Source organism: Sphingomonas sp. MMS12-HWE2-04, assembly GCF_044881185.1.
In the GTDB taxonomy this organism is placed as follows: domain Bacteria; phylum Pseudomonadota; class Alphaproteobacteria; order Sphingomonadales; family Sphingomonadaceae; genus Sphingomonas.
Map to the genome: position 1 here is coordinate 170098 of NZ_CP173254.1, position 11868 is coordinate 181965.

The window sequence follows — 11868 nt, forward strand, 5'->3', positions numbered from 1 at the left end:
GATCCCGGGTCTTCCGCGCCGAGTCAGCGGGACCCCGGCGCAAGGCCGGGGTGACGAAGAATAGGCGTCGTTAGCGCAGCCAGTCGCGGATGGCCTTGGTGACTTGCTTGGGCTTTTCCCAGGGGGCGAAATGGCCGGCGTCTTCGATGCGGGTGACGGTGAGGTCCGGAACCAGCGCTGGCAGGCTCTCGAGCTGTACGGGAAGCAGCGCGAAATCCTTCATGCCCCAGATCACCAGCGTCGGCTGCTGGATCGGCGGGAAGGGGGCGTCGAGCCAGGCGGGGCGCTCCGCGATCTCGTCGGGGGCGGGAACGACGATCGGCGAGGCGCGATACCAGTTGAGCATCGCGGTCATCGCGCCGGGCTGGCCCCATTCCTCCATATACGCCGCCTTGTCCTCGCCGGCGATGCCGCCGACGACGTGCTGGGCGAAGGTCGAGGCGAAGAAGCGTTCGAGCCCCGCGCCGATCAGCCCGTGATCGATACGGGTGTCGCGGAAGCGGGTGATGTACTGGCTCGCCTTCCGCTGGGCGGGATCGTCGAACAGCGAGCGCTGGAAGACGAGGGGGTGGGGCGCGTTGACGATGATCAGCCGCGCGATCCGCTGCGGGTTCTGCAGCGCCGCCATCCAGGCGATCGCGCCGCCCCAATCATGGCCGACCAGCGTGAAATTGCCGATGCCGAGATGATCGGCGAGCGCGAGCAGGTCGGCGACCGCCTTAGCCGGCGCATAATTCTCGACGCCGTCTGGCTTGGACGAATGGGCGAAGCCGCGTTGATCGGGGGCGATCACATAATGGTCGCGGGACAGATCGGCGATCTGGTGGCGCCAGGTGCGGTGCGATTCGGGGAAGCCGTGGAGCAGGACGATCGGCGGGTTGGCGCGATCGCCGGCAATCGCCACGGCGAGCTCAACGCCGGTGGGAAGCGGGATGCGCTGGAGGTCCGACATTGCCTTCTCCCGACGGGTCGCTTTGGAGTGCGAGCCTAGCGGGGGACGGGAGCGAGGGAAACTCGCTTGTCGAAGTTGACACAATTCGAGGCTTTTGGGCCGAAGCGCCTGCGACGCGCCACCGAAGCCCCTGCGACGCGCCGGGAACGCGCCTGCGACGCGTCACCGAAGCCCCTCCCTGCAAGCAGGGAGGGACGTTTCTGTCGGTACGTCTTAGTGCTGGGTCGGCGCGAGGCCGGTGTTGAGCACCCAGCCGACATTGTCGTTCTCGTCGGCAACTTCCCACCACAGGCCGTTCTTGTTGCCGGTGGGATAGACGGTCGCGCCCGCAGGCAGCGTGCGGATGATCTTGCCGGTGCCCGCGGCGGTGACGCGCATGATCACCGGGCGCTGCGCGGTGAAGGTCTTGGCCGGCGCCGCCTCGGCGGTGCCTTCCGACCCCGGGGTGACCAGGCCGAGCTCCTCGACCATCTTCGAATAGGCCTGGATGAACGCCAGCGTGACGATGCGGCCGATATCGGTGTTGTCATAGCCGCCACCGACGGCTGCGGCCGCGCCGGTGCCGAAGAAGCTGCCGCCGCCCGCGCCGAAGCTGAGGTTGTTCTTGACCGCATAGCCTTCCTGGGTGGCGATCGTCTCGGTGGTGCGGACATTGGTGAGCGACAGCACGGTGCTGGCTTCCATCTTCTTGCTCTTGATGCCGCCGATCAGCCCGCCGACGCTGCCGCCGATGAGGCCGCCGACGGCGCCGCCGACGCCGCTGCCGCTGACGTTGGAATTGGCGCCCTGGACTTCGGCGACGAGGACATAGTCCGCCGCCTTGATCTGGCCCTGGCCGACATTGGCGCCGCGCTGGAGTCCGAGATGGCCGCCGATCTGACGCTCACGCTCGGCCGCCTGGAGGCCCGAGCCGCGATCGACGAGGTTGAAGCAGCCCGAGCGCTGGACGAGCACCTTGAGCAGCTTCTGGGGCGGGGCCAGCGAATATTGGGTCCAGCCGCGGGGATCGTCGCCGTCGACGATCGAGAGCGTGCCGAGCTTGCGGATGCAGTGCGGCACGTCGGCCACGGCCTTTTCCTGCATGCGCTGACCGCCGCTGGCGCGTGCGCCCTTCTTCTGGGCCTGAGCCTCCCCGCACGTGAACAGCAGTGCGAGAGCGGTGGCGGCCACCGCCGTAGTCTTCAGCATTACGGGTTCCCCTTATCTACGCGACGGTGCGCCCGCCGGCTTGCGACCCCTATCCTACGGAGATGCGGGGTCTGACAATTATAATCTAAGTGAATGCGATGAAGCGCGCCTGTAGCAGCCAATTCGACGCGGTTCTTGCAAGATTTCGTCATTTGCCGGCGGGCGGGCGGGAACGGCCGACCTCGAAATCGGCCTTCCCGTCGTACCCCGACCTTGCGCCGGGGCTCGCTGCCTTAGGGACACAAGAAGAAGCAGGATCCCGGCTCAAGGCCGGGATGACGCGGGATTGGCTTCGGTCTTAGGGATAGCTTACCGTCTTGGGGACTTCGGGGATGGGGATCCATTCCTTGTCGTCGCCGGGGACCTTGGGGAAATTGCCGGCCTTCCAGTCTTCCTTGGCCTGGTTGATCCGATCGCGGCTCGACGAAACGAAATTCCACCAGACGTGGCGCGGCGTGGTGAAGGCCTCGCCGCCGCACAGCATCACCCGGCCGCCGCGCTCGGAGCGCAGCGTGGCATGGGTGCCGGGGCGCAGGACATAGAGCGTCATCGGCAGCAGGGGCATGCCGTCAAGGCTGGCGTCGCCGATCGAGACATAGAGCGCGCGCTCGTCGCCGCTGGGATCGATCGGGATCGATCCGCCCGGGGTGAGCGCAATGTCCGCATACAGCGTCTGGGCATAGGTGGTCGTCGGCGCCGTGGCGCCCCATAGCGTGCCCATCACGACGCGGGCGGTGGCGCCATGGCCTTCGATCACCGGCAGCTCGGCGGCGGTGACATGTTCGAAGGCAGGATCGATTTCCTCGTACGCCTCGGGAAGCGCGAGCCAGGTCTGGATGCCCGAAAGCTCGGGGCCGACGGCGCGCTCGGCCGAGGGCGAGCGCTCCGAATGGACGATGCCATGGCCGGCGGTCATCAGATTGACTGCGCCGGGCTCGATCGTCGCGAAGGTGCCGAGCGAATCGCGATGATCGATCGCGCCGGCATAGAGATAGGTGACGGTGGCGAGGTTGATGTGCGGATGGGGGCGCACGTCGATCCCGGTGCCGACATCGAGATGCGCCGGGCCCATCTGATCGAAGAAGATGAACGGGCCGACCATCGTGCGCGGCTTCGACGGCAAGGTGCGATGGACCTTGAAGCCGCCCAGATCATGGGTGGTCGGTTCGATCGTCTGAGTGATCAGGTCTTCGCGCATCATCGTCCTCCGGCTCGGGCAAACGCATAGCCGGTGGGCGGGGAGGGCGACAATCACCCGAATGGAAACGGTGAGACGCGCTTCATGGGGGTGGACGGGGGGATTGGGGGGCTGTCGCCCAGGGCGGATAGGCAGGAATCGCCCATTTTGCCAACCCCTTTCGTCACCCCGGCCTTGAGCCGGGGTCCCGCTTCTTCTGAGATCAGGCGGGAGGATCGAAAAGATGCTGCCGCTCGGGATTGGCGCTTCGAACCATGCGAAGGGCAACAAGAAGCGGGACCCCGGGTCAAGCCCGGGGTGACGGAGAGAAGGTTCGATTTCGGACGTTGGCGCTCAAGTGGTCGCCCTGTCGATTACGGCGCAGTGGCTGGTCCTGCGCGGCCAGAGCTGTAAGGGAGGGCTCTGCGAGCAGGAAAATTATGGCTGACACGAGTGCAGTGATTATCGGCGCCTCGGGCGGGATTGGCGGCGCGCTGGAGGCTGCGCTGATCGAGGAAGGCGTGATTGCCAAGGTCCATGGTTTCGCGCGGTCGCGCAGCGGGGCGCAGCATCTCGATCTGCTGGACGAGGCGAGCATCGCCGCGGCGGCCGAACTGGTCGGCCGCGGGCCGGCTCCCGCTTTGATTGTCGTCGCGAGCGGACTGCTGCATGCGTCCGGCCGGAAGCCGGAAAAGGCGATCGGAGACCTGGATCCGAGCTGGCTGGCGCAGGTCTATGCCGTCAACGCGATCGGTCCCGCGCTGGTGGCGAAGCATTTTCTGCCGCTGATGCCCAAGGCTGGGCGAACCGTGTTCGCGGCGCTGTCGGCGCGGGTGGGGTCGATCAGCGATAATCGCCTCGGCGGATGGTATGGCTATCGTGCGTCCAAGGCGGCGCTCAACATGATGATCCACAACCTCGCCATCGAGGAGCGGCGCCGCAACAGCAGCTCGGTCGTCGTGGCGCTGCATCCCGGGACGGTGGATACGCAGCTGTCGCGACCGTTTCAGGGGAATGTGCAACCCGGGCGGCTTTTCACACCCGACCGGGCGGCGTTGCAATTGCTCGACGTGGTGGAGGGGCTGCGGCCCCCCGACAGCGGCAAGATGTTCGACTTCGAGGGGAAGGAAGTGCCCTTCTAGGCGGCGACGCCCTATTCGGCGTCGAGCTCGGGATAGTGGCGGAAGATGCCGTTGGTGTTGAAGCCGATCCGGCGGTCGCTGGCGCAATAGTCTTGGATGCCGGGAAGCTGGGCGACGCGGCCGCGGATCGCGAGCAGCCTGGGATAGTCGCCCTCGATTGCCTTCATGCGCCGCGGGAACATGTAGTGCAGGCCCTCGATCAGCTGGAAGAGCGAGGTGTCGCCATAGCTCCATTGGTCGCCGGTGAGCCAGTCGCCGGCGACCGAACGCTCGAACCAGCCGAGGAACTTGGGCATGCGCGCGTTGCGGAATTCCTGCGCGAAGCGCGCGGCCTCGGACTTCTGGTCCTCGTAATAGAGCGCGACGCCCACCGGGTGGTGGACCTGGTGCACCTCGGCGACGAAATCGGCGATGGTGAGCTGGACCTCGTGGAGCCAGCGGCGGGTGGGTTCGTCCGACGGCGCGATGCCATGCTTGTCGCCGAGATAGAGCAGGATGTTGGCGACCTGGGCGATCACCTGGCTGCCGGTATCGAGATAGGGCGGGGCGAAGGGCGGGCGATCGGTGCGCGCCTGCATGTCGGCGATCAGCGCGTCGCTGCCGCGTTCGCGCGCGACATCGACATAGGCGATGCCGCCGGCCTCCATCGCCAGCCGGACGAACTCGCCCCGTCCCTGGATTTCGGCCCAATACCACAGCTTATATGCGCTCATGCCTATTCTCCTGGAGCGCGCGCCCGGATCGCCAGCGCATGGATGCGGCCGGCGAGCAGATCGGCGAGCGCGGTGTTGATCAGCCGCTGCCGCTGAACGCGCGACAGGCCCTGAAAGGCCGGGCTCTCGATCGAGACGGTCCAGTGCGATTTGCCGGTGCCATCGTCGCCGAGATGGCCGCTATGGTGGTGGCTGTCGTTGATCACGTCGAGCTGCGTCGGGGCGAGCGCGGCGATGAGGCGGGCGGCGATGATTTCGGCGAGTCCGCCGCTGGAAGGGTCGGTCATCGCGCCTATATAGGCCGATTATTCGAGGGAGGTAGCGTGGCTGACGCTCAGCCGAAAAAGGATCGACCCAATACCCGGTTCCACGGCCGCGTGGAGGCGCCGGGCCGGCTGTGCGCCGAACCGGGATGCGAGGAGCCCGGCGAGTTTCGCGCGCCGCCGCTCGACGGGACGGGACGCGCCGGAGACGGTCCGCCGCCGTTCCGCTGGCTGTGCCTCGACCATGTCCGCGCGTTCAACGCGCGCTACAACTTCTTCGCCGGGATGAGCCCCGACGAGATCCAGGATGCGCAGCGGCCGTTCGCCGGCTGGGACCGTGAGACCCGCGCGTTCAGCGCGACCGGCGGCGCCGACCGGCCGCCGCGCTGGGCCGATTTCGGCGACCCGCTCGACGCGATCGGCGCGCGCTTCCGCGAGCGGATGAAGGACCGCGAGGACCGCAAGGACGGCAAGCCGCTCTCGGGCATGGACCGCCAGGCGCTCAAGGTGCTCGAGCTGGAGATCGATGTCGATCGGATGGGTTTGCGCAAGCGCTATTCGGAGCTGGTGCGGAAATATCATCCCGACCGCAATGGCGGCGACCGGACCCATGAGACGCAGTTGCAGCGGGTGATCGAAGCCTATCAGCAGCTCAAGGGATCGCCGGCCTTCGCGTGAGATCCCCCGGGGGCAGGGCTCCCCGGGGGACGCGATCTCAGGCAGACGCGATGCGCTTGGCGACGGCTTCGAGCTGCTCGGCGACCACGCCCCAGCCTTGTTCGAAGCCCATCTCGGCATGTTTGCGCATCGCCTCGGCATCCCAGTGGCGCGCGCCGGCGCGGTAACGGGTCTTGTCGCCCTCTGGGGTGAATTCGAACCAGCCGACGATGTTCGCGACCGGCGAAGTCTGGGGCTGCCAATGCGAATCGACGACGTTGGTGAAGACGATGCGGCGCAGCGGGGTGACTTCGAGGAAAATGCCCTCCATCGGATCGCCGCATTCGCCATTCGGGCCGCGCATGATCATCGCGGTGCGGCCGCCAGCGCGGAAATCCTGGGCGATCAACTCGGTGGTCCAGGGCTTGGGGCACCACCATTCCTCGAGATGGTCGGTCCAGGCCTTCCACACGGCCTCGACGGGGGCATCGATCAGCCGTTCGACCGATAGCGCGTGGGATTCGGGCATGGTCTTCTCCTCAGTCACGGTCGGGGGCGCCCAGCGGGAAATAGGCGCGATAGGGGCGCGCCTCCTCGACCACGCGGGCGACCGCAGGGCGGGCGAGCAGGCGGGCGCGATAGGCGCGCAGAGCGACAAAGCTCTCAGGGATCGGATCGACCCAATCGGCGTAGAAGAGCGACGGGGCCGCGGCGCAGTCGGCGAGCGAGAAATCGCCCGAGGCCCATTCGCGGCCCTCCAGCCACTCGTCCAACCAGGCATAGATCTTCTGGAGCGCGGCCTTGGCTTGTTCGACTTCGATCGGGTCATGGCGCTCCGGGCCGCGCAGCGCGTCGTTCACCACGCGCTGCATCTGGCCCATGACGTGGTTGTCGAAGATGCGATCGAGCATGCGCACCTCCAGCGCGGCATCGCCCTCGGGGAGGAAGGCGACCGGGCCGGGATGGTAGCGCTGGAGATGCTCGATGATCGTGCTCGATTCCATCACCGCACGGCCATTGTCGACGAGCAGCGGGAATTTGCCGAGCGGCCAGAGCCGAGCGAGTTCGGCGCCGTTATCGCCCTCCTCGACCGAGCGATAGGTGAACGGCGTGGCGTTCTCGTAGAGCGGGATCAGCACCTTCCAGCAATAGGACGAGAAGGGATGGGCGTAGAGCGCGAGCATCAGCCTTTCGACCCCACCAGCCCGAAGCGGGCGCCTTGCGGATCGGTGGCATAGAGTACCCAGTCGCCGCCGGGCACTTCCATCGGCCCGTGCTGGATCGTGCCGCCGCTGGCCTCGACGCGGGCCTTGGCATCCTCGATGCTGCCGGTGCGGAAGAAATAGTTCCAGCGCGGCGATTTGCCCGGCGGCGTCGGCATCACCGCGCCGATCACGCCGCCGGCATGGCTGAGGAAGCTGTATTCGCCCATTTCACCCATCGGCATCGCGCCGTCCTTCTTCCAGCCGAACTGATCGGCATAGAAGGCAAGCGCGGCCTGATCGTCGCTGGTGACGAGCTCGTTCCATTCGGCATGGCCGGGAGCCATGCGCTGGAAGGCGGTGCTGTCCTTGGGGCTGGCGCCCTTCATCACATAGAAGGCGACGCCCTGGGGATCCGCGACCATCGCCATGCGGCCGACGCCGTCGATATCGGTGGGCGGCATATGGATGGCGCCGCCCGAAGCCGCGATCTTAGCCGCGGCGGCATCGACATCGTCGACCCCGATATAGCTGAACCAGCCGGGGGGCGGACCGCCTTCGGGCGGCTGCATCAGGCCGGCTACGCCTTCGCCATCGGGCGCGGAGAAGATGCGATAGTCGGGCGCGCCTTCGGGAGCGCCGGGGAAGGGGGCGGCGGTCCAGCCGACGACATGGGTGTAAAAGTCCTGGGCCGCATCGGCATCGCTGGTCATCAGCTCGTACCAGATCGGCGTGCCATGGGGATTGGGCATCATACTCTCCTGTCTTTTACTTTCGTCGCCGGATTCCGGGGTTCGGCGGGGTGGTGATCGTCAGCCTTCGCCTTCGTCGACGATGGGATCGAAGCCGCCCCAGAACATCCGCTTGCCGTCGAACGGCATGTCGCCTTCGGGCTTCATCCGCTCGTCGGCCATCACCTTTTCCCAGCCGGCATCGCGGGTCGCCTTGTCGGGCCAGACGATCCAGGAGAAGACGACGTTCTCGCCGTCCTCGGCCTTGACCGCCAGGAAGAAGTCGGTGGTCTTGCCGTGGGGCAGATCATTGCCCCAGCCCTCGACGACGCGCAGCGCCCCATATTCGCGAAAGATCGGCGCGGCCTTGGCCGCCATGTCGAGATACGCCTGCTTCTTCTCTTCGCGCACCGGCGCGACGAAACCGTCGATATAGGACATGCTTGCTCTCCCTGGTTAGGCGGCGACCGGCTCCGGCTGGAAATCGGCGAGCTGCGCGGCGATCGCGTGCTGAAAGGCCGGGCGGGCAGTGCCGCGCGCGACATAGTCGGTCAGGCGCGGGCGGCTGGTCATCAGATCTTCGTGATCGGCGTTGCGCAGCACGGTGACCATCGCGATGTCGGCGATGCTGAAGCCGTCGCCCAGCCATTCGCGCTCGCCCAGCGCATCGGCGAGGCGATCGAGGCGCTTGCCGGTATCGGCGAGCAGGCTGGGGCGGCGCAGCTTGGCCCATTCCTCCTTCGCCGAGAAAATCTCGACATTGGCGAGTTCGAACATCCAGGGCTCGACGCTGTTGAGCGCGGCGAACAGCCAGGCCGTCACCGTCGCGCGCGCCTGGGGATCGCGTGGCAGCAGGCGTTCGTCGCGTTCGCCGAGATGGAGCAGGATCGCGCCGCTCTCGAACAGCTGGACGCCGTCATCGTGGAGCACCGGGACCTGGCCCCAGGGCTGCTCGCCGAAATAGGCGGCCGGCTTGGGCGGGAGCGGGCTGATCAGCCGCATCGCATAGGGCAGCCCGATCTCCTCGCAGGCCCAGCGCGGCCGCAGATCGCGGACATAGCCGCGGGCAAAGTCGGGCACCCAGTTGAACCCGGTGATCTCGATCGTCATTGCATTTCTCCTCAACCGGCAGCCGCGGCTTCGATTGCCGCTATGTCGATCTTTCGCATCGTCATCATCGCTTCGAAGGCGCGGCGGCGGCGATCGGCATCCTCCCCGCCGAACGCCAGCTCGATCAGCCGGCGCGGCGTGATCTGCCAGGAGAAACCCCATTTGTCCTTGCACCAGCCGCACATGCTCTCGGTGCCGCCATCGCGCACGATCGCGTTCCACAGCCGATCGGTCTCGGCCTGATCGTCGGTCAGGATCTGGAACGACACGCTCTCATTGGGCGTGAAATTGGGGCCGCCGTTGAGCGCGGCGTATTTTTGGCCGGCAAGCGTGAAGTCGACGACGATCGCCGTGCCTTCCGGGCCGCTCGGATTGTCCGCCGGCGCGCGCTGGACACTGTCGATGCGGCTGTCGGGCAGCAGCGATACATAGAAGGTTGCGGCCTCCTCTCCGGTCATGTTGAACCAGAGCACCGGAGTGATCTTCTGCGCCATGATATCCTCTCTTTTGGCGGCGACGCTCAGGCGTCGCCTTCCTTTTCATTCCCTTGAGCAAGGCGACGATCGCCATTGCGTGGCCATGACCCAAGTCGAACTGTTCCTTGAGATCGGCGACGATCGTCCCGGCCTTGACCTCGGGCCGGAGCGTGCCGCCGGCGAGCCAGTCCTTCGCCGCGGCATAGGCGCGGAAATCGGCGGGGCTCTTGCCGGTCTTGGCTTCGATATTGGTGAGATAGGCCTGGAAGGACATCGGATTTCTCCCTGTTCAGGCGGGCTCGTGCGCCGGGCCTTCGGGGAAGGCGGCCATCGCCGCCTCGAGGTCCATGAACATCGGCTCGAAGATATGGCCGTCGGGATCCTCGAAGCTGCGGCCGTACATGAAGCCCATCTCCTGCTTCTCGCGGATATCCGCCTTGCCGCCCGCGGCGGCGGCCTTCTCGACAATGGCGTCGACGGCTTCGCGACTGTCGCGCGAGATGCAGAGCAGCACTTCGGTGCCGGCATGCGCATCGGCGATCGGCTTGGGTGTAAACCCTTTGAAGAAGTCGTGCGACAGTATCATGAACACGATCGTGTCGGAAAGCTGCATCGCCGAGGCCTGCCCGTTGCTGAAGCGCGGGTCCTTGGTGAGGCCGATCGCTTCGTAAAAGACAGTCGACCGGGCCACGTCGGTCACGGGCAGGTTGACGAAGATCATCTGGGGCATCGGGCTCTCTCCTGAGCAGATCGTTATGCGGGGTAGGTGAGCGACGGATACCAGTCGGTGCCGCGTCCCTCGGGCGTGGCGTCGAGCACGGTCCATAACGGCATGAGATCGGGTGCGCCGCGCGGATCCTCGCCGGGATCGGCGGTCAAGTCGTCCATCTCGCCTGCCCAGAACAGTCGGATCGTGCCGTCGCGCCGGGTGAAGACGAGCAATTGCGGGATGTCGCCGCCCTCGTCGTCGATCGCGTTGTAATCGCGGCTGAAGTCGCCGCTGGCATCCGAATAGAGCGGCAGATGGCGCCAGCCGCGTTCCTCGGCAAAGGCGCGGAGCTTTTCGAGCGGCGAGCGTGCGGTGATCGCGAGCGCGACGCGCTGCTGGATGTCGAGCGCCTCGCCCTCCCATGCCGACAGCAGCGACGTGCACATCGGACAGGGGCGCTCGCGCTCGGGGCCGAACATCCAGGTGTAGACGAGCAGCGTTTCCTTGCCGTCGAACAGCTCGGCGAGCGTGACGGCGCCTTCGGGCCCCTCGAAGCTATAGTCGCTGGATGCCGCCGGTCCGTCAGGAAGCGCTCGGCGTCGTTCGGCGACGCGCTCGATCTGGCGGCGCAGTTCGATTTCGTCGGCGAGCAACGCGGTACGGGCCGCGCGATAGGCGGCGCTTTCGCCGGGCCAGCGCGAGCGCGCGCGAGCGGCGAGTTCGGTAGCTGGGACGCTTGTTTCTGGCATCGGCGCGAAACCTCCGCTTGGCCGCCTGTGCGAATCGCTTTCTTGAGTTTGATGCCCGTATGAGTTACAAAAAACAACCATGGAGTCACTAAAAATAACCAATGCTGATCTGGGCAAGGCGCGGCGCTGGTATCGCGACGCCTGCGGGACGGCGCTGGCGATGGATCTGGTCGGCGAGCGGTGGGCGTTGCTGATTGTGCGAGAATTGCTGCTTGGGCCGCGGCGCTTCGGCGAATTGCGCGCGGGGCTGGTGGGCTTGAGCGCGAATATCCTGACGCAGCGGCTCGAAGGGCTGGAAAAGGCGGGCATCCTGCGCAAGCGGAGCCTGCCGTCGCCCGCCAACGCGCAGGTCTATGCGCTGACCAAATGGGGTCTGGGGCTGGAGGGGCCGATCCTGGCGCTGAGCCGCTGGGCGGCGGGATCGCCGGCGCACGACGTGACGCTGCCGCTGAGCAACGGCGCCTTCATGCTCTCGCTGCGGACAATGATGGATGCGGCAGCCGATCCGGCCTTCGCGCCCGATCTCGGCTTTCGCGTCGGCGGCGAGCCGTTTCGCGCCAGGATCGTCGACGGCTGGCTCGCGATCGAACGGTCCGACCCGGCGGGTGCCGAAGTCCTCTTCGAAGGCGAACCCTCGAAACTGGCCACCACCTTCTATCGCCCGGTGCCGCTCACCGAATTGATCGACGAAGCGCGGGTGCGGTTCACCGGCGACCTCGCGACCGGCCAGCGCTTCGTCGATCTCTTCCGGCTTCCGGTGTTTGAAAACGATTGAACCCGCTGTGACTTGAACCTTGTC

At 66.5% G+C, this 11868-nt stretch carries 16 protein-coding genes and 1 pseudogene; 3 read left to right on the forward strand and 14 right to left on the reverse strand.

All coding sequences use genetic code 11. The features are described 5' to 3' along the window. Positions 1–70 precede the first annotated feature (70 nt). From AB2M62_RS00770 to AB2M62_RS00780, 3 genes are all read right to left on the reverse strand, one after another. Positions 71–952, reverse strand: a complete 882-nt coding sequence (locus AB2M62_RS00770) for an alpha/beta fold hydrolase (protein WP_404336970.1) — start codon at positions 950–952, stop codon at positions 71–73. 213 nt (positions 953–1165) lie between these two features. Then, positions 1166–2140 (reverse strand): CsgG/HfaB family protein, encoded by a 975-nt coding sequence (locus AB2M62_RS00775; RefSeq protein WP_404336971.1) that lies wholly within the window; start codon positions 2138–2140, stop codon positions 1166–1168. A 298-nt stretch (positions 2141–2438) separates the two neighbouring features. Further along, the gene (locus AB2M62_RS00780) at positions 2439–3341 is read right to left on the reverse strand and encodes a pirin family protein (protein ID WP_404336972.1); all 903 of its coding nucleotides are present in this window, start codon (positions 3339–3341) and stop codon (positions 2439–2441) included. A gap of 416 nt (positions 3342–3757) precedes the next feature. Here AB2M62_RS00780 and AB2M62_RS00785 point away from each other — a divergent pair, with 416 nt between their 5' ends. Next, positions 3758–4459, forward strand: a complete 702-nt coding sequence (locus AB2M62_RS00785; protein WP_404336974.1) for an SDR family NAD(P)-dependent oxidoreductase — start codon at positions 3758–3760, stop codon at positions 4457–4459. 11 nt (positions 4460–4470) lie between these two features. On the opposite strand, the gene AB2M62_RS00790 is transcribed toward AB2M62_RS00785, so the two are convergent. Together AB2M62_RS00790 and AB2M62_RS00795 are read right to left on the reverse strand one after the other, a co-directional pair. Beyond that, positions 4471–5172, reverse strand: a complete 702-nt coding sequence (locus AB2M62_RS00790; RefSeq protein ID WP_404336976.1) for a glutathione S-transferase — start codon at positions 5170–5172, stop codon at positions 4471–4473. Between the two features lie 2 nt (positions 5173–5174). After that, positions 5175–5459, reverse strand: a complete 285-nt coding sequence (locus AB2M62_RS00795; protein WP_404336978.1) for a BolA family protein — start codon at positions 5457–5459, stop codon at positions 5175–5177. Between the two features lie 36 nt (positions 5460–5495). Between AB2M62_RS00795 and AB2M62_RS00800 the strand changes: the two genes are divergently transcribed. Then, positions 5496–6113 (forward strand): J domain-containing protein, encoded by a 618-nt coding sequence (locus AB2M62_RS00800; protein ID WP_404336980.1) that lies wholly within the window; start codon positions 5496–5498, stop codon positions 6111–6113. 37 nt (positions 6114–6150) lie between these two features. Here the strand turns inward: AB2M62_RS00800 and AB2M62_RS00805 are convergent, their stop codons facing one another. The 9 genes and pseudogenes from AB2M62_RS00805 to AB2M62_RS00845 all read right to left on the reverse strand — a co-directional run bounded on the left by AB2M62_RS00805 (position 6151) and on the right by AB2M62_RS00845 (position 11069). Further along, positions 6151–6621 carry an SRPBCC domain-containing protein gene (locus AB2M62_RS00805; protein ID WP_404336982.1) on the reverse strand — a complete coding sequence of 157 codons (471 nt, stop codon included), beginning with the start codon at positions 6619–6621 and terminating at the stop codon, positions 6151–6153. A gap of 10 nt (positions 6622–6631) precedes the next feature. Next, complete coding sequence (locus tag AB2M62_RS00810) at positions 6632–7279, reverse strand: glutathione S-transferase family protein (protein ID WP_404339735.1); 648 nt, start codon at positions 7277–7279, stop codon at positions 6632–6634. Beyond that, entirely contained in the window at positions 7276–8046 is a 771-nt protein-coding gene (locus AB2M62_RS00815; protein WP_404336984.1) for a VOC family protein, read from the reverse strand. The genes AB2M62_RS00810 and AB2M62_RS00815 overlap by 4 nt, the downstream gene beginning before the upstream one ends. 60 nt (positions 8047–8106) lie before the next feature. Continuing rightward, a complete protein-coding gene (locus AB2M62_RS00820; protein ID WP_404336985.1) occupies positions 8107–8466 on the reverse strand; it encodes a DUF1428 domain-containing protein in 360 nt (119 codons plus the stop codon). A gap of 15 nt (positions 8467–8481) precedes the next feature. Then, on the reverse strand, positions 8482–9135 hold the full coding sequence (locus tag AB2M62_RS00825) for a glutathione S-transferase family protein (protein ID WP_404336986.1): 654 nt from the start codon (positions 9133–9135) through the stop codon (positions 8482–8484). A gap of 11 nt (positions 9136–9146) precedes the next feature. Next, positions 9147–9629 (reverse strand): VOC family protein, encoded by a 483-nt coding sequence (locus AB2M62_RS00830; protein WP_404336988.1) that lies wholly within the window; start codon positions 9627–9629, stop codon positions 9147–9149. A gap of 64 nt (positions 9630–9693) precedes the next feature. After that, positions 9694–9885: pseudogene (locus AB2M62_RS00835) on the reverse strand (DUF4287 domain-containing protein); the annotation flags it as partial. A 15-nt stretch (positions 9886–9900) separates the two neighbouring features. Next, complete coding sequence (locus tag AB2M62_RS00840; protein ID WP_404336990.1) at positions 9901–10341, reverse strand: VOC family protein; 441 nt, start codon at positions 10339–10341, stop codon at positions 9901–9903. 23 nt (positions 10342–10364) lie between these two features. Continuing rightward, positions 10365–11069 carry a DUF899 family protein gene (locus AB2M62_RS00845; protein ID WP_404336992.1) on the reverse strand — a complete coding sequence of 235 codons (705 nt, stop codon included), beginning with the start codon at positions 11067–11069 and terminating at the stop codon, positions 10365–10367. 79 nt (positions 11070–11148) lie between these two features. Between AB2M62_RS00845 and AB2M62_RS00850 the strand changes: the two genes are divergently transcribed. Then, positions 11149–11844 (forward strand): winged helix-turn-helix transcriptional regulator, encoded by a 696-nt coding sequence (locus AB2M62_RS00850; RefSeq protein WP_404336993.1) that lies wholly within the window; start codon positions 11149–11151, stop codon positions 11842–11844. Positions 11845–11868 lie beyond the last annotated feature (24 nt).

Bases quoted from the DNA above. Each gene is read 5' to 3' on its own strand.
- AB2M62_RS00770 (WP_404336970.1), bottom strand. From the start codon at position 952: ATGTCGGACCTCCAGCGCATCCCGCTTCCCACCGGCGTTGAGCTCGCC.
- AB2M62_RS00775 (WP_404336971.1), bottom strand. From the start codon at position 2,140: ATGCTGAAGACTACGGCGGTGGCCGCCACCGCTCTCGCACTGCTGTTC.
- AB2M62_RS00780 (WP_404336972.1), bottom strand. From the start codon at position 3,341: ATGATGCGCGAAGACCTGATCACTCAGACGATCGAACCGACCACCCAT.
- AB2M62_RS00785 (WP_404336974.1), top strand. From the start codon at position 3,758: ATGGCTGACACGAGTGCAGTGATTATCGGCGCCTCGGGCGGGATTGGC.
- AB2M62_RS00790 (WP_404336976.1), bottom strand. From the start codon at position 5,172: ATGAGCGCATATAAGCTGTGGTATTGGGCCGAAATCCAGGGACGGGGC.
- AB2M62_RS00795 (WP_404336978.1), bottom strand. From the start codon at position 5,459: ATGACCGACCCTTCCAGCGGCGGACTCGCCGAAATCATCGCCGCCCGC.
- AB2M62_RS00805 (WP_404336982.1), bottom strand. From the start codon at position 6,621: ATGCCCGAATCCCACGCGCTATCGGTCGAACGGCTGATCGATGCCCCC.
- AB2M62_RS00815 (WP_404336984.1), bottom strand. From the start codon at position 8,046: ATGCCCAATCCCCATGGCACGCCGATCTGGTACGAGCTGATGACCAGC.
- AB2M62_RS00820 (WP_404336985.1), bottom strand. From the start codon at position 8,466: ATGTCCTATATCGACGGTTTCGTCGCGCCGGTGCGCGAAGAGAAGAAG.
- AB2M62_RS00825 (WP_404336986.1), bottom strand. From the start codon at position 9,135: ATGACGATCGAGATCACCGGGTTCAACTGGGTGCCCGACTTTGCCCGC.
- AB2M62_RS00830 (WP_404336988.1), bottom strand. From the start codon at position 9,629: ATGGCGCAGAAGATCACTCCGGTGCTCTGGTTCAACATGACCGGAGAG.
- AB2M62_RS00840 (WP_404336990.1), bottom strand. From the start codon at position 10,341: ATGCCCCAGATGATCTTCGTCAACCTGCCCGTGACCGACGTGGCCCGG.
- AB2M62_RS00845 (WP_404336992.1), bottom strand. From the start codon at position 11,069: ATGCCAGAAACAAGCGTCCCAGCTACCGAACTCGCCGCTCGCGCGCGC.
- AB2M62_RS00850 (WP_404336993.1), top strand. From the start codon at position 11,149: ATGGAGTCACTAAAAATAACCAATGCTGATCTGGGCAAGGCGCGGCGC.